The organism is Spirosoma profusum, assembly GCF_014699005.1.
GTDB classification, from domain to species: domain Bacteria; phylum Bacteroidota; class Bacteroidia; order Cytophagales; family Spirosomataceae; genus Spirosoma; species Spirosoma profusum.
In genome coordinates this window covers 100,678-124,827 of sequence record NZ_JACWZY010000002.1, presented here as the reverse complement: position 1 = coordinate 124,827, position 24,150 = coordinate 100,678, and the positions used below count along the sequence as shown (strand labels likewise).

At 48.5% G+C, this 24,150-nt stretch carries 14 protein-coding genes; 13 read left to right on the top strand and 1 reads right to left on the bottom strand.

The window, feature by feature from the left end; genetic code table 11:
• Nucleotides 1-52: 52 nt before the first annotated feature.
• From IC229_RS02910 to IC229_RS02870, 9 genes are all read left to right on the top strand, one after another.
• The gene (locus IC229_RS02910; protein ID WP_190885427.1) at nt 53-2,227 is read left to right on the top strand and encodes a c-type cytochrome domain-containing protein; all 2,175 of its coding nucleotides are present in this window, start codon (nt 53-55) and stop codon (nt 2,225-2,227) included.
• 188 nt (nt 2,228-2,415) lie between these two features.
• Nucleotides 2,416-5,631 carry a SusC/RagA family TonB-linked outer membrane protein gene (locus IC229_RS02905; RefSeq protein ID WP_190885426.1) on the top strand — a complete coding sequence of 1,072 codons (3,216 nt, stop codon included), beginning with the start codon at nt 2,416-2,418 and terminating at the stop codon, nt 5,629-5,631.
• A 52-nt stretch (nt 5,632-5,683) separates the two neighbouring features.
• On the top strand, nt 5,684-7,195 hold the full coding sequence (locus IC229_RS02900) for a RagB/SusD family nutrient uptake outer membrane protein (protein ID WP_190885425.1): 1,512 nt from the start codon (nt 5,684-5,686) through the stop codon (nt 7,193-7,195).
• 420 nt (nt 7,196-7,615) lie between these two features.
• On the top strand, nt 7,616-10,315 hold the full coding sequence (locus IC229_RS02895) for a c-type cytochrome (RefSeq protein WP_190885424.1): 2,700 nt from the start codon (nt 7,616-7,618) through the stop codon (nt 10,313-10,315).
• Nucleotides 10,316-10,404: 89 nt separating this feature from the next.
• A complete protein-coding gene (locus IC229_RS02890; RefSeq protein ID WP_223833832.1) occupies nt 10,405-11,178 on the top strand; it encodes a 3-keto-disaccharide hydrolase in 774 nt (257 codons plus the stop codon).
• A 98-nt stretch (nt 11,179-11,276) separates the two neighbouring features.
• Nucleotides 11,277-12,338, top strand: a complete 1,062-nt coding sequence (locus IC229_RS02885; protein WP_190885422.1) for an aldose 1-epimerase family protein — start codon at nt 11,277-11,279, stop codon at nt 12,336-12,338.
• 23 nt (nt 12,339-12,361) lie between these two features.
• Nucleotides 12,362-13,588, top strand: a complete 1,227-nt coding sequence (locus IC229_RS02880; RefSeq protein WP_190885421.1) for a cupin domain-containing protein — start codon at nt 12,362-12,364, stop codon at nt 13,586-13,588.
• Nucleotides 13,589-13,698: 110 nt separating this feature from the next.
• Entirely contained in the window at nt 13,699-14,736 is a 1,038-nt protein-coding gene (locus tag IC229_RS02875; protein ID WP_190885420.1) for a sugar phosphate isomerase/epimerase family protein, read from the top strand.
• A 163-nt stretch (nt 14,737-14,899) separates the two neighbouring features.
• Entirely contained in the window at nt 14,900-16,063 is a 1,164-nt protein-coding gene (locus tag IC229_RS02870; RefSeq protein WP_190885419.1) for a Gfo/Idh/MocA family protein, read from the top strand.
• A 178-nt stretch (nt 16,064-16,241) separates the two neighbouring features.
• On the opposite strand, the gene IC229_RS02865 is transcribed toward IC229_RS02870, so the two are convergent.
• Nucleotides 16,242-17,000 carry a DeoR/GlpR family DNA-binding transcription regulator gene (locus tag IC229_RS02865; RefSeq protein ID WP_190885418.1) on the bottom strand — a complete coding sequence of 253 codons (759 nt, stop codon included), beginning with the start codon at nt 16,998-17,000 and terminating at the stop codon, nt 16,242-16,244.
• A 320-nt stretch (nt 17,001-17,320) separates the two neighbouring features.
• Here IC229_RS02865 and IC229_RS02860 point away from each other — a divergent pair, with 320 nt between their 5' ends.
• The 4 genes from IC229_RS02860 to IC229_RS02845 all read left to right on the top strand — a co-directional run bounded on the left by IC229_RS02860 (nt 17,321) and on the right by IC229_RS02845 (nt 23,991).
• Nucleotides 17,321-20,434 carry a SusC/RagA family TonB-linked outer membrane protein gene (locus IC229_RS02860; RefSeq protein ID WP_223833831.1) on the top strand — a complete coding sequence of 1,038 codons (3,114 nt, stop codon included), beginning with the start codon at nt 17,321-17,323 and terminating at the stop codon, nt 20,432-20,434.
• Between the two features lie 17 nt (nt 20,435-20,451).
• Nucleotides 20,452-22,014: a SusD/RagB family nutrient-binding outer membrane lipoprotein gene (locus IC229_RS02855; protein ID WP_190885417.1), complete on the top strand. Its 1,563-nt coding sequence runs from the start codon at nt 20,452-20,454 to the stop codon at nt 22,012-22,014.
• Nucleotides 22,015-22,102: 88 nt separating this feature from the next.
• The gene (locus IC229_RS02850; protein ID WP_190885416.1) at nt 22,103-22,570 is read left to right on the top strand and encodes a RidA family protein; all 468 of its coding nucleotides are present in this window, start codon (nt 22,103-22,105) and stop codon (nt 22,568-22,570) included.
• A gap of 197 nt (nt 22,571-22,767) precedes the next feature.
• Complete coding sequence (locus tag IC229_RS02845) at nt 22,768-23,991, top strand: aminotransferase class V-fold PLP-dependent enzyme (RefSeq protein WP_190885415.1); 1,224 nt, start codon at nt 22,768-22,770, stop codon at nt 23,989-23,991.
• The last annotated feature ends 159 nt before the right edge of the window (nt 23,992-24,150 follow it).

Genomic DNA, 24,150 nt, shown 5'->3' with positions numbered 1-24,150 from the left:
AAAAACGCTACGTAGTACAAATTAAAACAGGTTTATTTCAGTCAGCAATCAGATGCAGAAAAAGTTAGTCAATTTAGCGGAACAGGGCCTGTTTGCGTCGGTAGTTTTCATTCTGTTTCTGTTAGTATTTGAAAATAAAATAGCTATACCTGTCTGGCTGCAACCCTTTGGTCGGATGCACCCACTGCTGCTGCACTTTCCTATCACGTTGCTGCTGCTGGCTGTGCTGATGGAAGCCTTTCGGTTTTATAAGGCTTACGCAGCAAATGAATCGTATCGAATTTTTTCAAGAAATCTATTGCTCGTTGGGTCGTTGCTAGCGGCTGTTACGGTTATTATGGGCCTGTTTCTGTCGAAAGAAGATGGCTATACGGGTTCGGTTGTTCAGTGGCATAAGTGGACGGGGGCTGCTACGTTCTTTCTGGCTGCACTGCTTTATTGGGCGCAGCAAAAACGCTGGTATTCGCGGGTAGTTGCTCAAACAGGTTCGGTGATTTTAGGCGTTATTTTGCTTAGTGCAGGTCATTATGGAGCCACCATTACTCACGGTGCTGATTTTGTGCTAGCCCCTTTAACTAAGAACCAGACACCAGAACCTGTCGATATTCAGCAGGCGCTGGTTTTTAATGATGTCATCAAGCCCATTTTTGAGCAGAAATGTACCAGTTGCCACAATCCCGATAAGCTAAAAGGCGCACTGGCCTTGAACGAGCCTGAAGCCATTCAGAAGGGTGGTAAAAGCGGGGCTTTGTTTGTAGCTGGAAAACCTGAAATCAGCTTGCTGCTTCGACGTATACACTTACCGGTAGAAGAAAAAAAGCACATGCCACCGTCGGGTAAGGCGCAACTTACTCCCACGGAAATAAAGCTGCTGGCGCTGTGGGTAAAAGGCAGAGCCGAGTTCAACAAAAAGGTTGTTGACTTACCAGCTACCGATTCGCTACGTATATTGGCGACAACGCTATTCAGTCCCACGGAGCTAACTGAACCAGAATTTGCGTTCGACGCGGCCGATGATGAAACCATCAAAGAATTGAATTCCGATTACCGAACGATTGCGCCCTTATCCAAAAACTCACCCGCACTATCGGTTAATTTATACAACAAAGCATCGTATTCCCCCGAAAAACTACAGGAACTTAGTCCCATCAAAAGCCAGGTTGTTTATCTCAATCTGAATAAAATGCCGGTGCACGACGCCGACCTGAAACACATCAGTCAGTTCGAAAATCTTCAGAAACTCGACATAAACTTTACCGATATTACTGGCAAAGAACTGAACCAGCTTGCTACGTTACAGCATCTGGAAAGCCTCGCTTTATCGGGGACACAGGTGAAATTTGCCGATTTAAAAAATCAGATTGCTACGTTCAAAAATCTGAAAACCGTTGCGCTCTGGGAAACCGGCCTCACCGATGCTGAAATCAACCAGTTGCAGAAGGCATACCCACGTATTCAGTTCATTGCCGGATTCAACGGCGACAAGAGCGAACCGATACGTCTAAATCCGCCACAACTAGGAAACTCAGCCATTTTTGCTACGTCAACGGTTGTGCAATTGAGACACCCGGTAAAAGGCGTAGTGATACGTTATACGACCGATGGCACTGATCCTGACAGTATCAATTCGCCCCTGATGGACAATAAAATGGTTATCACGGGAAGCAAATCCATCAAGGCGAAAGCATATAAGGACGGCTGGATAAGTAGCCCGGTTGCTACGTTCGATTATTATAAAAACTCCTACAAACCAGACAGTTCCACGCTGTTACTGCCGCTTAGTCCGGTGCATCAGGCCGAAGGTGTGAAGTCGTTCTTTGATCACAAACTGGGTACGTTCAATGCCAATAGTCCGGCATGGGCAAATAACTGGTTGGGGGTACGCAAAAATGATCTGGTGCTGGTATCCGAATTTAAAAAGCCCGTCAGTATTACGTCGGTTGAGCTGCGGACGATGATTGAGCCGGAAACGAGCATTTTTCCGCCATCGTTAATCGAGGTATGGGGTGGTAACAGTCGAGATCAGATGCAACTACTTGGAACGGCTCATCCTGCTATGCCTATTAAAGGTAGTAGCCCAGTTCTGAAAGCTATCGGCTGCACATTTAAGCCTCATACAGTATCCTATATAAAAATTATTGCAAAACCGCTTGCGCAGATACCAGAATGGCATTCAAATAAAGGAAATAAGGCGCTTCTGCTGGTCGACGAAATATTTATAAACTAAATTCTATATATCAGCTATAAAAAGGCTTATCCAGAAATTTAATATTAAAAATTCCAAGAAAATTACTCAAATAATACTAAAATTGGGTAGGTATAGGAAAGTTGAGGGAGCAAAGCTGGTAATATTTGGCTACTCTTTTGGCTTTTTGCAAGCCTCTATTGTGCCATCCTATCTATAAATCCTAAATTATGAAAAGACTCTATCAGTTAGCAGCGCTGAGTATTATGACAGGCGTATCACCTGCCTTTGCTCAGGAACTTAAGTCAGTCCTGCAGAAAGAGAGTAAGGGAGTGAATGGTCAGCTACTGGCCAAACACATTGTCAAAGTGGAGCAGGGACTGGGAATTAATGCTCTGGCGGATATTCCCATCTCAGGGAAGGTTACTGACGAAAAAGGGAGCGGTTTGCCCGGTGTGAGCGTCGTGATTAAAGGAACCACCCAGGGAACAACCACTGATCCATCAGGCAGTTTCCGAATCAACGTACCCGGTGCCAGTTCTACCCTTGTTTTTAGCTTTGTGGGGTATGGCAGCAAGGAAGTCGCGGTTGGCAGTCAAACAAACATATCCGTTACGTTAGCTCCCGACGATCAGACGCTGAACGAAGTAGTTGTTGTGGGGTACGGTAGCCAGTTGAAAAAAGAAGTAACTGGCGCTGTGCAAACGGTAAGTGCTGCGGAAATCAAAGATTTACCCGTTTCGCAGATTGGTCAGAAACTACAGGGACGTCTGGCCGGGGTTCAGATTAACCAGACGACGGGTAAACCTGGTCAGGGTATCAGCATCCGGATTCGCGGACAGGTATCGGTTTCGGCAGGTAGCAACCCGCTCTACGTTATCGACGGTTTTCCAATTACGGGCGATATCGCTCAACTTAACCCAGACGAAATTGAAGACCTTTCTATCCTGAAAGATGCTGCTTCGACGTCATTGTACGGTTCACGGGCAGCCAACGGAGTTGTGCTGATTACGACCAAAAAAGGAAAACCAGGTCAGACAAACATCAGCTTTAGCTCCTACTACGGTACCCAGACGGTGCCGATGAAAGGTCGGGTGAAAATGCTGGATGCGGTTCAATTCGCCCAGTTTAAGAAAGAGTTCTACGAAGATATGCTACAGCCAGTACCGGCGGAGTTTCAGAACCCGTCGCAGTATGCGGGCAAAAATAACGACTGGTATGACGCTTTGCTACGTGAGGCACCCATTCAGAGTTATAACCTGAGCGTTTCGAGCAATACAGCCAAGTCTAATACGTCGTTAGTAGCGGGTATTTTCAGTCAGGATGGCGTTGTCATCAATAACAAATACAAGCGCTATTCACTACGTCTGAACTCTAACTATAACCTGTCTGATCGCGTTACGGTTGGTTTTAACGTAGCGCCTTCGTATGTTTTTGATAACACACCACGAACCGACGGTGACCGGGGAACAGGTATTCTGTTTAACGCCCTGCATACCTGGCCGGTGATGCCAATTCGCGATGCCAATGGCGAATTGACTAAAGTTAATACGTTCCCAAGCAGCACGGGTAATATTTTCCAGTATCCGAACTGGGTACGGGCAGCCAGCGAGCTGATCAATGAAACCCGGAATACGAACTTGCTGGCGAATGCTTACATACAGTACCGGCCGATCTCAGGTTTATCGCTGCGGTCGACGATGAACATCGAATACCAAAACTCGAAATTCTTCTTCTTTAACCCGTCGACGGCCACCAGCGCCATCAACACACCGATTCCAACCACGGCTGTTTCGATTCGACAAGGACTGGAAAACACATCCTGGCTGAACGAAAACTTGGCTACGTATTCAAAGAGTTTTAACGAACATAACTTCGAGGTGCTGGCCGGTTTCACGAACCAGTATTTCCGTCAGGAATTCAGTCGGATTCAGGCGGATACGTATGCCGATGATCGCCTGCCAACGATTCAGGGTGCCCTTAACATCAACCGGGGTGGCACGAACAACGGTATTAACCAATGGACTCTAACGTCTTATCTGGCTCGCTTAACGTACAACTACAAAGGTAAGTATCTGTTCACAGCGGCTGTACGGGCTGATGGTTCGTCTCGTTTCGGAGCTAATAACCAGTTTGGTACGTTCCCATCTGCTTCGGTAGGCTGGGTAATATCGGATGAAGATTTCATGAAAGCCGTTACGCCGGTTTCATTTGCCAAAGTCCGGGCCAGCTACGGGGTTATCGGTAATAACAACATCGGTAACTACACATCGTATGCGCTGGTGAATAACACGACCAATGCTGTTTTTGGCAGCAACGTTGCTACCGGATCGGTTGTTACGTCGCTGGCGAACCCAAACTTAGGCTGGGAAACTACCAAGCAGTTTGACTTAGGTTTAGATCTGGGTATGTTCAACGACCGGATTCAGTTTATCTACGATTTTTATACCAAGAATACGACGAACCTGCTCTATAACGTACAGGTTCCGCAGGAATCCGGTTTTGTTAACTTCCCCGATAACATCGGAGAGATTAAGTTCTGGGGCCATGAGTTCTCGCTGACGACCAAAAATACAACGGGCAAGCTAAAATGGACCACCAATGCCAACATCTCGTTCAACCGGAATCAGGTCGTTTCATTGGCTCCCGGCATCGACCGCGTGTATGGTACGTTCCACATCACTCAGGTAGGACAGCCTTTTGGCCAGTTTTATGGTCTGGTTAAACAAGGGTATTACATGAATGCTGAAGAACTGAAAAGCTCGCCCATCATTCCGGGTCGTTCGGCTATCGGTACGATCAAGTTTAAGGATGTCAACGGCGATGGTGTGATTACGAACGGTGGTGATGCGGATGACCGGACGATTATCGGCACTCCATTCCCGAAATTTACCTATGGTATCACCAACGATCTGAAATACGGCAACTTCGACTTTTCGATCGCTGGATCTGGTTCGTATGGCAACCAATTGTGGGTTCGTCACCTGTATAGCACCGCCAATCTGGACGCTGTGTTCAACATGGTTGAGGGCGTTAAAGATCGTTTCCGCGTTCAAAACACGATGGTTGGTGGCGTAGGGGTTGCTACGACGGTTATTACTCCTGGGGCTGGTCAGTTTGGCGCGACAAACAACGGTGGTAATTTCACCGGTATCGAGCGTGACTGGAACAGTACACAGTTTCTGGCCGATGCATCGTTTTTCACCATCAAAAACATAACGTTGGGTTACACGTTCGGCGCTTTGAACAAGTTCTTCAAATCGGCTCGCGTGTATGCATCGGCTCAGCAGGTGTACGTCTTCACCAAATACTGGGGTGGTCCTAACCCGGAAACCAGCGCACAGGGTGACGGTAACGGCGATGGCGGTAACCTGAGCCAGGGCGTTGATTTCTCGAACTATCCAGTTCCACGTACCTACACGCTTGGTGTTAATTTTAACTTCTAAGCCAGACAGGTAAACTAAACTCATTTGTTAACATTCTTAATTCGTTATTAGGATGAAAATAAAATATATAGCTGCCTGTCTTTTAGGTATTTTCCTAAGCGGTTGCGGCAAAAGTTTCTTAACCGTAGTGCCCGAAACAGCGTTGAGTTCGGCAACGTTTTTCAAAACTGAAGCTGATTTCGCACAGGCTGTCAATGGCGCTTACGTCCCCTTCCGGCAGATGTATAACGAACGGGCGTGGGTTCTGGAGGAAATGCACTCCGACAATACGTATTATGCCCGTAATACGTTGTATGGCGCGGTTGACCCAACGGAGAACGTAGCAGACTTCGCCGTTCCAACGGCTGGTGGTGTTACGGCCAACGATAACGTACTGGTTCAGTATCGGTTAAACTACGTGGTTATTGCTCGGGCGAATCAGATTCTGGCGCTTATCGACGGGATCACATTTGCCAGTCCTGATACCAAAAATAATTTGAAAGGTCAGGCGCTGTTCCTGAGAGCTTTCTCCTATTTCGATCTGGTTCGTTTGTTTGGAAAAGTGCCCATGCACTTAACCCCAATTACGGGACGTAACGATGCAGCGTCACCGCTGGCGACCACAGAGGAGCTTTATAATCAAATCGAAAAAGACGCGAAAGAAGCTACTACGTTGCTGCCTAACAAAGCAAAACAGGAAGCTGGTCGTGCTACGTCGGGGGCGGCAAAAACACTGCTGGCAAACCTGTATCTGACCCAGAAAAAATGGGCTCAGGTTGAAACACTGATGCGGGAAGTAATAACCAACGACGGTTATATGCTGATGCCTGATTACAACAACGCCTTTTCGTTCACCAGCACGAACAAGAACAATCAGGAGTCGGTGTTTGAGATTCAGTACATGGAAGGTTCAGCTGGGTACAACGGTAATCAGATTTATCGGTTTATACCATCGCCAATATCGGCAGCTGAAATTCTTCCGCTTACCGGTACGTCGAATGCACAATCTACATCTCAGGAGAGCAATAACATTCCGACTCCAGACCTGATTGCGGCCTATGAGCCGGGGGATAAACGGAAAGATATTTCCATCGGTACCGTCGTATTAAGTGGAAGTCTGCGGGCTAACAAAACGTATCCGTATATCAAAAAATACGCGCGCCCTCATTCGCAACACAACAATACGGGTCAGAACTGGCCCGTTTACCGCTACGCGGAGGTGCTGCTGTTCATGGCTGAATCGTTGAACGAACAAGGCAAAACAGCCGATGCTGCTACGTATCTCAATCAGGTGCGGACCCGCGCTGGGCTGGCCGCAACAACCGCTACGTCGCAGGCTACCATGCGGGAAGCGATTTTCAAAGAGCGCCGTGTTGAACTGGCCTTTGAAAACAAACGCTGGTTCGATTTGACGAGAACAGGTCGTGTGAAGGAAATTATCGGCGCTTACGGCGCAAAAGTGAAAGCGAATCCGGCCGATTACTATTTCCCAGCCGGGGCTGTTCCGCCACCAAACGCGTTCACGGTACTTGACGATTATTATGGTCTGCCTGCTGTTGAAGCCGCTCTGACGCCAAGCTTCTAATCAATACGTCCGGAGGTACCGGAGTCTCGTACTTCGGTACCTTTTTCTTTTGATCAAATCGATTTAATACGTACTAGTTAACGAAAAGCCTTATCCACTGATTAATCACATTCTGAAGTATCAACACGTTATCCGTCTCAACAAACACGCTGATTACCTCCGCAACAATTTAACCGTATAAATAGCTTATTCCGGCCAACCGTTACGTGGTAATCATGAAGACCTTAAACACCAGTACAACGTAGCACTGATTTAAGAACGAAAATGCTGGTATATACACAAAGAATTCAGGCAATAAAGCAGTAGAGTACGACCTGTTGCTGCCTCTTAATAAAGAATAACAACCTTACAATTGACATCGGCTAGCCGCTGAAAACGTGAAAGCCTCCATTTTTTTCAAACCTTTTTCTACTAAATGCTATGATATTCAGACTCAACAAGGCTAAGGCTAAGCTCGGATTGGCGGTTTCGGCAATCGTTCTGCTTGGAGCCTCCTGGATTAGTATGCAGGAAGCTGCTACGGTTAAAACCGCCCCAGCCGACCCCAGAACTGACAAGCTGAAACTGTTGCCCGGTTTTAAAGCCGACCATCTTTACAGCCCTTCCGAAAACAAACAGGGTTCCTGGGTGTCGATGACGTTCGACGATAAGGGCCGGATGATTACATCGGATCAGTATGGTTTTCTGTATCGCCTTACGTTACCTCCACTCGGCTCCGGTTCTCAGCCGCCGAAGGTTGAAAAGTTGAACGTACCGCTGGAAAACGGCCAGACAACCGACGAAGCCAAGGTTGGTATGGGCTATGCACAGGGTTTGTTGTATGCTTTCAACAGCCTGTACGTCATGGTGAACAACCGGGAAAACAAGGACTTTGGAAAAGGCAGTGGATTGTACCGTTTGCAGGACACCAACGGGGATGACCAGTATGACAAAGTAACGCTACTGAAATCGCTGAAAGGCGAAGGCGAACACGGCCCACACAGCATTGTGTTGTCGCCCGACAAGAAATCGCTATACCTCATGTGCGGTAACTTCACCGACGTACCGAAACTGGATGCTTACCGGTTGCCTCCCGTCTGGAAAGAAGACAATTTGTTTCCGGCCATCAAAGATCCACGCGGTCACGCTACCGACCGGATGGCGCCGGGTGGCTGGTTGTCTAAAACGGATCCAGAAGGTAAAAGTTGGGAGTTTATCGCAGGTGGTTTCCGTAATACGTTCGATTTTGCGTTTAACGATGCGGGCGACATCTTCGGTTATGACTCTGACATGGAGTGGGATTTCGGTTTGCCCTGGTATAAGCCTACCCGTATCTGCCACATCACCAGTGGTGCTGAGTTCGGATGGCGCACAGCCGCCAGCAACTGGTCGCCTACGTTTGCTGATTGTTTACCTGCTGTTCTGAACATGGGACAGGGATCACCAACGGGCGTTTTTGCAGGCCGTGGCTCACGTTTCCCACAGAAGTATCAGAAAGCGATCTATGCCTTCGACTGGAGTTTTGGTATCATGTACGCCGTTCACTTACAGCCACAGGGTTCTTCGTACAAAGCGACTGCCGAGGAATTCATTTCAGGCTCTCCCCTACCCCTCACCGACGGCATGGTTGGCCCTGATGGCGCGGTTTATTTCCTGACGGGTGGTCGTCGGTTAGAGTCTGATTTGTATCGCATTACGTATGCGGGTACCGATGCAGTTACACCTGCAACGCAAACGCCCGCCCCAACCGCCGAGCATCAGATTCGGACAAAATTGGAAGCATTTCACGGCGAGCCAATGGCGAATGCTATTGAAACGGCCTGGCCTTACCTGAATCATCCTGATCGGTTCGTTCGTTATGCGGCTCGCGTAGCTGTCGAACATCAGCCAGTTGCGCAGTGGCAGCAGAAAGCGCTGGCCGAAACCGATCCCATTCGTGCTACGTATGCCATCATTGCGCTGACACACCACGGTGACGCTTCGTTGAGAAGCCAGATGCTCAATACGTTACTAAAAATCAAACTAGATCCACTCACAGAAGAGCAACAACTGGCTGTGCTACGTGCCATTGAGCTAGTATTTACCCGCACGGGCGTTGCTGAAGGTGCCGACCGTGATAAAGTGATTGCTTATCTGAATCCGCATTATCCGGCAAAATCGGCTGTAGCGAACCGGTATTATAGCAAACTGCTCATTACGTTGGAAGCGCCCAACGTAGTAGACCGTACGCTTGCTCTGCTGGATAAGAAAAACGAAGATACCGGCCCTGTTGGTGGCGAAACCGTAACTGCATCAAGCGATCTTATTCTGCGCAACCCACAATATGGTCTTGACATCGCGAAAATGCTGGAAAAACTGCCACCTGCTCAGCAAACGTACTACGCTACAATGCTTAGCAGCGCTAAAACCGGCTGGACACCTGCATACTACGATAAATATTTCTCCTGGTTCGCTAACGCCTTCAAATACCAGGGCGGACGTAGCTACATCGGCTTTATCGATAAAGCCCGTAAGCTTGCTCTGGCCCACGTACCGAAAGACCAGTTCGAGAAATACAACAAACTGTCGGGCGCAGATTTATTGACCAGTTCAGGTAATGACATCGCAACCGACTACGCACCCAAAGGTCCTGGCCGTCGTTGGCAGCTCGAAAATGCGGTTGCCGCCGTCGACAGTGGGAAAGCTCCTAATTTTGAAACAGGTAAGAAACTTTATGCAGCCATTCTTTGCAGCCGGTGCCATTCTATTCAAGGTTCGGGTGGAGACATTGGTCCTGATCTGACGCAACTTGGTACTCGTTTCTCGAATAAAGACATTCTGGAAGCGATTATTAACCCGAACAAAGCCGTTTCTGATCAGTACGCGTCCACTATTTTCTACCTGAAAAATGGGCAATCAGTTGTAGGTCGTCTGGTTAATGAGGATAAAGTAAATTATTCAATTTCCCAGAACCCATTTGCCCCTGATCAGCTTCGGAAACTGGCGAAGAAAGATGTTACGTCCAAAAAGTATTCGACGGAATCGGTTATGCTTCCGGGCCTCATCAATAGTCTGAACCCTGAGGAACTCAGAGATTTGGTCGCTTACCTGAAATCGGGCGGCAATCAAAGCAACGACGTGTATAAATCAGGCGGGAAATAATCGTTATGAATTAGTCACTACGTAGTGATTCTGTTTTAAACCACGAATGACTACGTAGTGATCAAACTTAAACCAAGATGCTGTCATACATGAAAAGTCAATTTCTGCCCAAAGCCTTTGTCGTAGCCGCCGTATTGACGGGTCTTGCCGGAACAACCTGCTTAGGTCAGTCCAAAAAACCAGACAAAGAAGGCTACGTTTCTATTTTCGACGGAAAAACGCTGGATGGCTGGGATGGCGACCCGAACTACTGGCGTGTTGAAGACGGTAATCTGACCGGCGAAATTACCCCCGACAAACTGCTAAAAAGCAACTCGTTCATCATCTGGAAAGGGGGCGAACCCGGAGATTTTGAGTTAAAAGGCGAATTTAAAATCGCCGAAGCCGGTAACTCAGGCATCAACTACCGCAGTGACCGCCTTACCGATGTACCGTTCGCGCTACGTGGCTACCAGGCCGACATCGATGGTAAGAACCGCTTCACCGGCCAGAATTACGAAGAACGCAAACGCACTACGTTGGCCTATCGCGGTCAGAAAACAACGATCAATCCCTACAGTGGTGAAAATACGCCGGAAGCCATTCGATCGGGGGTAAAAAGTAACGCCTGGACCGGCCTGAACGTAACGGGTTCGCTGGGTAGCTCCGACTCCTTGAAGACTTTTATTAAAAGCGAAAACTGGAATACGTTCCATCTGGTCGTTAAAGGCAATCATCTGCAGCACTACATCAACGACGTATTGATGAGTGACGTAACGGACAATGATACGGTTAACGGAAAATCTAAAGGTCTGCTTGGTGTTCAGGTACACGTAGGCCCGCCTATGAAAGTCCAGTATCGTAATCTAAGAATTAAGCAATAAAAACTGATGTAGGATGTATGAAGTATGGTATATGATGTAGGCTTCGGCTATACGTCATATATCATACTTCATACATCCTAAATTATTTCCCTTTCGTTTTGGCATCACAACCCTGGCATAACAAAGTCTCGAATACAGCTCAGCTCGGCGGCATCGAAACATCCGTGCTGGACAATGGCGCCGGCCGGGGTACACGCATTGCCTGGATAAATACCGGTACTGGTCTCCGCTACAAACTGGTGCTGGACAGGGCGATGGATATTGCCGACGCTTTTTACAATCAGCATAGTCTGGCCTGGTTGAGTCATACCGGAATAACGCCCCCGGAGCCCTTTTCGGACAATGGCGCTGACTGGCTCCGCACCTTTGGCGGTGGTTTACTGACAACTTGTGGCCTATCGCACGTAGGCGGACCTGAACAGGACGAATACGGACAACGCGGTTTGCACGGGAAAATCAGCAACATTCCAGCCGAAATTGAATCCATCATCCAGCCCGACCCAATCATGGGAAAGCTGGACATGAGCATCACCGGACGTATCAAAGAAACGACTATTTTCGGCCCTAGGCTGGAATTGAAACGTACCATTTTCGGAACGCTCGGTCAACCTGTTATTCGAATCCATGACGAAGTTATAAACCGGGGTAATACGTCGGCCCCGCACATGCTGCTGTACCATTTCAACTACGGCTGGCCCTTGGTCGATGAAGGCACCGATATTGTCTGGAAAGGGAAATGGGAAGCGCGTCCAGGTGGTATCAGCGAACGTATCTTTCATGAATGTGGTACGTTCAAAAAATGTCCGGCTCCACTTGAAGATCACAATGGAACGGGCGAGGCCGCAGCCAACATCGACGTAACACCCGACAGTTCGGGGTTGTGTACAGTTGGGCTACATAATGCAAAATTGGGCGTGGCGATGGCGCTACGTTTCCAGAAAGCGCAACTGCCCTGGTTTGTGAACTGGCAGCACTGGGGCAAAGGCGAATACGTAACGGGCCTTGAACCTGCTACTAATCCGCTCATTGGGCAGGCCAAAGCCCGCGAGCAAAACGAATTGCTGTTTCTGGAACCGGGCGAATCCCGGACGTATGATCTGGAAATCGAAATCCTGCATACGGAAGCAGCTATTCAAGATTTTTTGAAAAACAATGTTTGAGCTGAAGTAATACAATCGAGTTTATGGAAACAACCTCATCAGTAAGTTTGGCCGCGAAGGCATTAGAACAGGGAAAAGGAATTGTACGGCTTACACCGACCTGGGTTCCACGGTCGTTCTGCGTACCGGGCCGACGTATCAAACTGCACCCCGACGATTACTACGTATTGGGTGGCGAACGCGGTGGCATCGACGAACGCTGGTTTTCCTCGACCACACCCGCCAAAAACGGCCCACTCACGGGCGAAAACGAAGGGTTGAGCCATATTGTCTATAAGGATGAGGACGGAACAGAAGCACTTTTTCTGCTCAAAGACGCTATTGATGAACTGAAAGGCGAAATCATCGGCGACCGTTTGTGGGATGAATATCAAAGCTGGCCGATGTATTCCAAGTTTTTCGATAACATGGGTCCACTGCCGCACCACCTGCACCATAATGATGAGCAGGCTGCGCTGATTGGTCAGTTGGGCAAACCCGAAGCGTATTATTTCCCGCCACAGGTCAACAACCACGGCGGAGATTTTCCCTATACGTTTATCGGTATTGCGCCCGGTACGTCGAAAGAGACAATTAAGGAGTGTCTGCAAAATTTCACCAAAGGCGATAACAAAATCACGAATTATTCGTCGGCTTATCGGCTCGAACCGGGAACCGGATGGGACGTACCACCGGGGCTGCTTCACGCGCCGGGCAGCCTGTGTACGTACGAGCCGCAAAAGGCTTCCGACGTATTTGCCATGTACCAATCGCTGGTGAATGAAGCCATTATCCCGGAAGAATTGCTCTGGAACGGTACGCCAAAAGATCGCATCGGCGACTACGACCAACTGATGGAAGCCATCGACTGGGAATTGAATACCGATCCTCAAATGATGGCGAATCGGTTCATGCGTCCAATACCCGTTCGCGATGAAGCAGAAATGAAAGCGGGCGGCTATAGCGAAGTTTGGGTTTGCTACAAATCGGATGCGTTCAGCGCCAAAGAATTGACTGTGCAACCCGGTCAGACGGTCACCATTGTTGACAATGCAGCTTACGGGTTGATTATGATGCAGGGCCACGGCAAAATGGGCGTTTGGGACATCGAAACACCAACCATGATTCGGTACGGCCAACTGACCAATGACGAATTCTTCGTCAGCGAAAAAGCGGCTAAAGAAGGCGTTGTCATCACCAACCACTCCACCACCGACCCAATCGTGATGCTGAAGCACTTCGGCCCAAAGAATCCAGATTTGACATTGTAAAAGTTATAAAGTTGTATGGTTATAAAGTTGGCTGACGCATCAAGAACTTTACAACTCTATAACTATACAACTTTATAACTCACCATTAGACCTTAAAACCATAAAACGTAATGAACGAAAATAATTATCCCAAGCTCCACAACGCGATGTGGCCGGGTGTGGTCGGAAAAGGGCCTGACTCTGAGCCAGTAATAGGATTCGACACCATGCTGGAAAAGACAGCAGCCGCTGAGGTTGATGGTGTAAAATTCGACGGAGTTGACCTTGCCCTTTTTGAGCATATCGACGTCAACCTATCGGATGATGATATCAAAAGACTGGCCGATAAAATTGGCGGCTATAATCTGAAAGTTGGCTCATTGGTAGCGCCGATCTGGGGTGGCCCAGCCATGGGTACCAAAGAGCAACGTGCCAGCTTTGTCGAAATGGTACGTAAATCCTGCCACATTGGTCAGAAATTGACTGAGCTGGGTATCCGTCCGAGTGGCGTGGTACGTATCGATTCGGCCAGTTCGCCACATGATTGGGATGCCGATCCAACGGGTAATTCAAAATTGATCGTTCAGACGTTTCAGGAAGCCTGCGACGTAGCAGCCGATTTCGGCGAAAAGCTGGCGGCCGAGGGCGAAATCTGCTGGGGCGCGATGCATAGCTGGAAAGTGATGCTCGAAACCCTCGAAGCCGTTGACCGGCCAAATATGGGTTTCCAGGCCGACATGGCCCACACCCTACTTTACACATTAGGCTACAACCGCGAACAGGATCGCATCCTGCCGGCAGACTTCGACTGGAGCGACCGTGCTACGTTGTCGGAAGCGTTAAAAAAAGTTACCAACGCGCTACGTCCCTGGACCATCGATTTCCACGTAGCACAAAACGACGGCACTGTTTTCGGCTCTGGTTCACACGATAAAACCGGCCGCCACTGCCAGGCCCTCGATCCGAACGGCAAACTCGATATCGTACACGACGCTGGTTACTGGCTACGTAATGAAAACGGTGAGCTCACGAAAGCGTTTAAACACATTTGCTGGGATGGTTGCATGTTCCCCAACGAGGTGATGATGAAGCAACAGACCTGGAACGACATTCTGGCCACTATGATTAAAGTTCGCCAGGCGCACGGTTGGTACGAAGCAGAAAAATAGTCTTCTGTTACTATAAAATTTTATTTGAACGTTGGCAATGAGCGTTTTTGTCATGCTGACGAAGGAAGCATCTTAAACATTCCAAACATACAAGTAAGGAAACGTAAAGATGCTTCCTTCGTCAGCATGACAAAAACGCCTTTTAAAGAAACCCTGATTAAAAATGGCAGCAAAAAAAGAATTACGAATTGGTCTGATAGGAACCGGATTTATGGGCCGTACGCACTCCAACGGTTACAACCGCGTACCGAATTTTTTCCCCGATCTGGAGTATACACCTGTCCTGAAAGTAGTTTGCTCACGTAACGCCGAAAAAGTAAAAGCGTTTGCCGAGCAGTGGGGCTATGAATCAACCGAAACCGATTGGAAAGCCGTCATCGCGCGCGACGATGTCGACGCTATTGACATTTGCACACCCAACGATTCGCACGCAGAAATTGCTATTGCAGCGGCCAAAGCGGGCAAAATGATTCTCTGTGAAAAGCCGCTGGCAAGAACCGTAGCCGAAGCGCAGGAAATGGTTGATGCGGCTAACGAGGCTGGTGTAAATACCACAGTTTGGTACAACTATCGCCGTATTCCGGCTGTTTCGCTGGCGAAGCAAATTGTCGATTCGGGCAAGCTGGGTAAAATTTTCCATTACCGCGCCAACTTCCTGCAAGACTGGACCATCAGCGCCGACGTACCACAGGGTGGTACCGGCACCTGGCGCATGGACGTAGACGCTGCTGGTTCGGGCGTTACGGGCGACCTGCTGGCACACTGCATCGATACCGCTATGTGGATAAACGGTGCTATCACCGACGTATCAGCTGTTACCGAAACATTCGTAAAAGAGCGGATGCATGCTATAACCGGAAAAGTGCAGCCAGTTGGAATTGATGACGCCTGTATCTTCCACTGTCACTTTGCCAATGGTTCGCTGGGTTTGTTTGAGTCGACTCGTTACGCACGGGGCCACAAGGCACTCTACACATTCGAAATCAACGGTGAACACGCTTCCATCCGTTGGGATCTTCACGACCTGAACCGTCTCGAATATTTCGACCACCGCGACGAAGGTATTGTTCGTGGCTGGCGGTCGGTTCACGTAACGGATGGCGATCAGCCTTACATGGATAAATGGTGGGTACCAGGTTTGGGCATCGGTTACGAACATAGCTTTGTGCATCAGGTGGCCGATTTCCTGAAAAGCCTGGAAACAGGTCAACCCTGCTCGCCTAACTTCCAGGATTCGCTCGAAACCCAGAAAGTATGCGAAGCCGTTCTGGATTCTGCTACGTCGAAAAGCTGGAAAGACACGGGCGTTGAGTCATTCACGATGTAGATTCCTGAATAATAACGTAATGAAAAGGGCCGCTAAAGATTAGCGGCCCTTTTCATTACGTTATTATTGTCATGCTGAGGCACGAAGCATCTTAACGTATCATCACTAACAAGTTAAGGCACCTTAAGATGCTTCGTGCCTCAGCATGACAAAATAAGGGTCAAACACTACGTTGCCATTACAACACAACGGTCTTACTCATTTTGTAGGGCGCAAGTTGCGGTGAATCCGAAGGCAGTTCGGTAATGAGGTAATCCACCTGATTCAAGTCAGCGATTTTCATGCGCATTACGCTGTCCATTTTTTCAGAAATCGCCAGCACGGCTACTTTGTCGGCGGCCCGAATCATGGCTTTTTTTGCCTGCACTGTTTCCCAATCCGAATCCGTAAGACCTTCTCGGGCGTCGATGGCGTTGGTGCCCATAATGCACATATCTACACGGAGTTCGGATAGTCGCTGGTATACTTCTCCACCCACGCTCATCTGGCTGTAACGCGAAATCTGACCGCCAATCATGATGATTTCCAGATTGGGTTTATCAAGCAATTCTACGGCAGTCAATGGATTAACAGTCATGAACGTAGCCTTCAGATCAGCGGGAATCATTTTGATAAATTCACGAATGGTAGTGCCTCCGCCAATCAGAATCAGCATACCATCCTGAAGCAGCGTCAGGGCTTTTTCGGCAATCGTTTTCTTGTTGAGATGCGCGTACGTCTCCTGAATCAGCGACGAGTGGTGGTACGCCTTCGACATAGCCCCTCCCCGAATTTTAATCAGCTTTCCCTCTTCCGACAAATCATTGATATCACGCCGAATCGTATCCTCCGATACGTTCAGCGTCGATGCTAAATCCGTCAGGCTTACCCGCGTATGAAGATTTATTTGTTTAATAATAAGGTCTTTACGTTCGTCTTTTAAAAAAGCTATCGACATAAGGGCACACAGGAATAGCGTTAATCAACCTAAAAGAGATTTGGGGACTCGGTCTTACTTACTCCCATAAATGAAAGCTTAGCTGATAAAGTTTTCTATGTTGCGTTTTTTGAGATTATCCTTTCATTAACCGATAAAATCATCTCAAAAATGCATTATTTGCATAATATCTACTAATTATTTGCAAATAAACAGTATAATAATTGGAATTTCGACTTAAATTCTTCTATATTGTGCAAATAACGCAACTTTCTTTGCAATATTTGCAAATACATTACTCCTTTCAATTTAACCTAGCTAACATTAACAATTGTACACCTATGAAATGTATGCTACTTCATTGGCCTACCCGATCGGGTATGCTACTTACAACGCTCTGGTTACTAAGTCTGTCGGCTTTTGCACAGTCGATAACTGGTAAAGTAACGAATGCCAGCGATGGTCAGATTTTGCCAGGCGTAACGGTTCTGGAAAAAGGCACCACGAAGGGTACAGTAACGGATAGCGATGGTAAATACACGCTCAAGCTGACGAATGACAAGGCTACCGTTATTTTCTCGTACATCGGTTTTGCCGCAGAGGAAATTGCCGTAGCAGGCCGGTCAATCATTGACGTAGGCATGAAAGAAGGCGCTACGAATCTGGGTGAGGTAGTAGTTACGGCCCTTGGTATCTCGAAAGAGAAAAAGGCGCTTGCCTACGCGGTTTCGGAAGTGAAAGGAAGTGAATTCACGCAGGCTCGCGAAAACAACCTGGCCAACGCGCTGACGGGTAAAATTGCTGGGGTGAATGCTACGGGTATGGCAACAGGTCCTGGTGGTTCCAGCCGCATCATCATTCGGGGTAATGGTTCGCTGAATGGCAACAACCAGCCGCTCTACGTAATCAACGGGATGCCAATGGATAACAGCATTCCGGGTGGTGGTACGACGGCCGACGGTAACGGTATGAACGTTGACCGTGGTGACGGTATCGGTGGATTAAATCCAGATGATATTGAGTCGATTAGCGTATTGAAAGGCGGCCCGGCTGCGGCTCTGTACGGCGCTCGTGCCTCCAATGGTGTTATTTTGATTACGACCAAAAAAGGACGTAGCCAGAAAGGTGTTGGCGTAGAAATCAACAGCAACACGACTTTCGAAGACATTGCCGTCATTCCGAACTGGCAGTATGAATACGGTCAGGGGCTAGATGGCAAAAAACCAACGACGGTTACCGAAGCAAAAAGCACAGGCCGTTTGTCGTACGGCGCCAAAATGGATGGAACGCCTACTATTCAGGTCGATGGACAATTGCATCCCTACTCCCCTCAGAAAGACAACCTGAAGAATTTCTATCGGACGGGGGCCAATTACATCAACTCTGTTGCGTTTACGGGCGGTAACGAATCGATGAACTTCCGCCTGGGCCTGAACAATACGCAGTCGAACAGCATTGTGCCGAACTCGTCGTTTGTGAGACGTATCGCCAACCTCAACATGAATGCGTTTCTGGGCAAAAAGCTGAGCGTTGAAACGGTTTTTCAATACAATTACGAAGCAGGTACAAACCGTCCCAAAGTTGGTTATGCCGACATGAACCCGCACTGGGCTACGTATCTGGTTGCCAACGTAGTAGATATCCGCAGTCTGGCTCCCGGCTACGATCCTGTAACCGGCAAAGAAATGGAATGGAACCCAGTTCCAGCCGCACCTAACCCATATCTTGTAGTAAACAAGTTCAAGAACGACGACATTAAAAACCGGTTCATCGCGCAGGGAAGTATTCGCTACGATATTCTGGACAACCTCTTCCTGAAAGGCAGCGTGAGCCAGGATTCTTACAGCTTCTCGTCGGAGTACGTTCAGCCAACCAACAACGCGTATCAGCCGCTCGGTACGTATGACGCCCGCAAAGTAACGTCGTCCGAAACAAACGGCATGTTGACGTTAAACTATAATACTAGCTTTTTCAAGGATTTGACTTTCTCGGCTCTGTTGGGTGCGAACGCACAACGCTCCATTTACGATCAGACGCAGATTGCCGGTAGCGAATTCACTGTACCTTATTTCTATAGCTATACCAACCTGGCTGCTTTCACGACCACGCCTACGTACATGAAGAGCGCCATCAACTCGGTGTTTGGTTCGGCTGACTTTGGTTATAAGAACGTAGCATATCTGACGCTATCGGGCCGTCAGGACTGGTTTTCGGTACTGAATCCGAAGCAGAACAGCATCTTCTATCCGTCGGTGGGTGGCTCTTTAATTCTGTCCGATGCGTTCCGGCTTCCAACGGCCATCAGTTTTGCGAAACTGCGGGCTTCGTGGGCACAAGTGGGTGGCGCGACGGTGAATGCCTATCAGATTTATCAGTATTATTCGATGCAACAAGGTGGTCATAATGGTCGTCCGGTGCAGGTACTTTCGTCATCGCAGGTACCAAACCCAGACCTCAAGCCCTTGACCTCTACTACGTCGGAGGCCGGTATCGAAGCCAAATTCCTGAATAATCGGTTAGGTTTCGACGTAACGCTTTACAACCGGAAAACCACAAACGACATCGTTACGTCGAATATCGCTCTCTCATCGGGTTATACGTCGGCGCTGCTGAACGTAGGCGAACTGAGCAACAAAGGCGTTGAGTTGCTGGTGACGGGAACACCCATCAAGAAAGCCGATTTCAGTTGGGATGTGAGCTATAACATGGCCTACAACAGAAGCAAAATCGAGCGGCTCGCCGAGGGCCTGACGGGCATTGATATTGGTACGGGCGTTGGCGGTGGTCTGGTACGTAACGTAGTGGATCGGCCTTACGGAACTGTTTGGGGCTATCGCAAGAAAACCGACGCGAAAGGCAACGTAGTGTTCAATACCGCTAGCGGTTACGCTGTCCGGGGTGATCTGGAAGAAATTGGTCAGGGAACTCCACCATGGACGATGGGTATTACCAACAATTTCCGCTACAAAAACTTCTCGCTGAATATTCTACTCGATGGTAAGTTCGGAAGCATCGTTTACTCAAATCTGTATCAATACGCCTACCGTTTTGGTCTTCCGCAGGAAACTCTGCCCGGACGCGAAACGGGCGTAACCGTAACGGGTGTGACGCCAGAAGGTAATCCGTTCACCAAAACGTGGTCGAAAGAAGACGTCGATACGTATTACGACAACGACAAGAACTACACCGCGATGTTCATGTTCAACAACGATTTCGTGAAGCTTCGCCAGATTGTGTTGAGCTACAACCTGCCGGTTAATAAGCTGTCGTTCCTGAAGTTGCAGTCGGCCTCTATTTCATTTGTAGCGCGGAACCTGGCGATTCTATACAAGGATAAGAAAAACCAGTATTTCGATCCTGAATCGAGCTATACCAGCACGAATGCGCAAGGTCTGGAAGCTTTCGGCGTACCCAGAACCCGTAGTCTTGGCGTGAGCTTAATGGTGAAATTCTAACCAAAAAATTTCTGACAATGAATCGTTTAGTTAAAAAGATATACTACGTCCTCCCGGCAATCCTGCTACTGTCATCCTGCGACAAAGGCTTCGAGGAAATGAACGTAGACCCAAACAAATACTCCGAAGTAGTGCCCGAATACCTGTTCACCCGGGCATTGCTGGATGGCGTCAGCACCAACTTTACCGGCGCGGCTTACCTGACCATTGGTCAGTCGATGCAGCACTTTGCTACGTATAAAGAAGTACCTGCTGCTGGCGACAAGTACTTCAATTTCAGCTATTCGACGGGTAACTGGAATGCATATGCCGGTACACTGGCCGGACAGGGAGCGGTTATTTCGATCCGCCAGGTCATTGATGCCGTATCGACCAACCCGGCCGACGTGAACAAGCTTTCCGCAGCTCGTATCTGGAAAGCGTACATGTTCCATCGATTGACGGATGTGTACGGCGATATTCCTTATTTCGACGCCGGGAAAGCCCTGTCGGATAAGAATTACAGCCCGAAATACGATACGCAACAGGCCATCTACGCTGATTTGTTGAAAGAACTTGACGAATCCATCAAAGCTTTTGACGCCACGAAAACTACCTTCGGAGCTGCCGACCTGATTTATGGTGGCGACGTAACGAAATGGAAAAAATTCGCCTATTCACTGATGCTACGTCTGGGTATGCGCCTGACCGAGGTAGATGCTACATCGGCCAAAACCTGGGTTGAAAAAGCGATTGCTGGTGGCATTATTCTGGACGATGCCGACCGTGCCGTAATTGCCTACGTCGATGGTTCGCAGGTTGCCAGCCGGAACTTCATTGCCGCTGGCTTGCTGAGCACTGATTACATCACACCCGGTGGCGATAACGTAGAGGGCGGCAAGTTCGCCAAAACGTTTATTGACTACCTGAAAACGACCAAAGACCCGCGTTTGAACGTTTTCTCCATCGTTTGGACAACGACCGATAACAAAACGTTCACAGCTGATACAACGACTGCTCTGCAAAGCGGAATGCCCAATGCAGCCTTTAACAACCTGCCTGCTACGTTCAACACGTTCTCGGAACCTAATCCCAATACGTTGTTGAAATACAGCGCTCCGCTGATTGTGTTTGGTAACGCCGAAACGAACCTGTTACTGGCCGAAGCTTCGGTACGTGGCTGGGCAAGCGGTACTACAGCGGCAACAGCATATCCCAACGCGGTTAAGGCTGGTATGCGTCAATGGGCGCTGTTCGGAACAGGCGGGACGATTTCAGATGCGAGAATCAATGCGTATCTAACGGCCAATCCATACAAAGCGACGGGTACTACTGCGCAACAAATGGAGCAAATTCACACGCAGAAATGGGTATCACTGTTTCTGGAAGATGAGTACGAAATTTTCTCCAATTGGCGACGTACTGGTTATCCGGTGCTGACCCCGACCAATTACCCCGGCAACCTGACCGGCGGAAAAATCCCAACCCGCTTCGTGATTCCCGATACGGAAGAAACGTATAACAAAACCAACTTCCTGGAAGCGCGCACACGGCAGGGAGGTACCAACTCACTATCCAGCGTTGTTTGGTGGGATAAGTAAATTACTGACAGTCTTTGGTTTACGGTTACTAGATGGTCGACGTACATAAATACGTCGACCATCTAGTAACTCATTAACTCTTTCCCCAATGAAAACCCAACGCCGACCCATTCTGAAACGGCTTTTCGCTTCTATCGCCAACCTTTCTGGTATAGGCATTTCCACAACCAGCCTTTCCGCCCCCACAACCACACCCAATCAGGCAGAATCAATCGACGTAGTGACACATCAGGACGTACCGCTCTATTCCAGCGCGACCAAAATGGGCAATCTGTTGTTCATTTTCGGGATTGGTGCCCACTTTGAGGGCGATATCAAAGCGCATACCGATCACGTGCTCAAAGAGATGGAGAAAGAACTCACCAAAGCCGGGTCATCGATGCAGAAGGTTTTAAAAGTAAGTGTATTTCTGCACGATTTAGACGATTACAAAGGTATGAATGAGGTATTCAAAGGGCGATTTGGTCCAAAACCGCCGGTACGTACTACGGTGGCTCCACGAGCGGGTATCCCCGGCGATTCGCTGGTCGAAATGGATTGTATTGCTTATCTTTAAGTAGCACTCACGCTGAAACGACGTAGCATTTTCAGATGCAATTCCCAAATGAGTGTTTTTTGTCATGCTGACGCAGGAAGCATCTTAAAGTTTCCTAACCTAGAAATAAGGATGCTCTAAGATGCTTCCTGCGTCAGCATGACAAAAAACACTCTAGAATTAAAGTTTAAATAGGTTCAGGATATTATCAACTACTTATGCTTAATCGAAGAAGTTTACTCAAGCACTTATCGGCTATGCCGCTGGTGGGTGGTTTATTTGGTGGTGCAGCCCCAATTGCCTCTGGGTTGGCTGCTCCGGCACTGGCCCCACGCAATCTGGTTAAGGAACTCGGTATTCGGACGTTTATTAATGCTGCCGGTACGTACACCGCCATGACGGGCTCGCTGATGGACGATGACGTAGTGAATACGATTCTGGCGTCGTCGAAAGAGTTTATGCTGCTCGACGATGTTCAGACGAAAGTGGGCGAAAAAATTGCCGTCCTAACCCACGCCGAATCAGCCGTTGTGACCGCAGGCTGTTTCTCGGCCATGACGCTCGGTCTGGCGGGCGTGCTGACCGGCATGGATCAGAAAAAAGTAGAACAGTTGCCGCATCTGGAAGGCACCGACATCAAATCGGAGGTTATCATCCAGAAAGGGCATAATGTGGGGTACTCCCATTCGCTGATGAATACGGGCTGCAAAATCGTGTTTATCGAAACCGTTGAAGAACTAGAAAAAGCTATCAATCCAAAAACGGCGATGCTGTGGTTCCTGAACATCCAGTCTGATAAGGGAAAAATCATGCACCAACAATGGGTCGAGTTAGGCAAAAAGCACAATATTCCAACCATGATCGATATTGCTGCCGACGTACCACCCGTTGAAAACCTCTGGAAATTCAACGAGATGGGCTTCGATCTGGTTTGCGTATCGGGCGGGAAAGCCATGCGGGGTCCGCAAAGTGCCGGACTGCTGATGGGTAAGAAAATGTACATCGATGCCGCTCGCCTGAGCATGCCCCCACGTGGTTCAACCATCGGACGCGGCATGAAAGTGAACAAAGAGGAAATTCTGGGTATGTACGTAGCACTGGAAAAATTCATCGCCCGCGATCAGGACAAAGACTGGAAGATGCTCGAAGCCCGTGCCGCGCACATTACCGATGCTGCAAAGAGCGTGAAAGGAGTAAATGTTGAAACGTTCGCACCAGAACTGGGCAACCACACCCCAACCCTAAAATTCACCTGGGATATAGCCAAAGTTAACCTGACCGCCAAAGCATTACAGGAAGGTCTACGTAACGGCAACCCATCCATCGAAATTGTATTGAATGACGCCAACGGCATCAATATGACGACCTGGATGCTGAAACCCGGTGAGGAAAAAATCGTAGCCACCCGCCTGAAAGAAGAACTGATGAAGGCTGCGGTGTGATGTATCTGTGCTAGGTTGATGTGCTAACTTGAACGTAGCACAGATGCATTTTTTTATCTTTCGAGATACACTTAGATGAGCGTTTTTGTCATGCTGAGGAACGAAGCATCTTAAAGCTTCCAAACCATTCAGTCAGGAACGTTAAGATGCTTTGTTCCT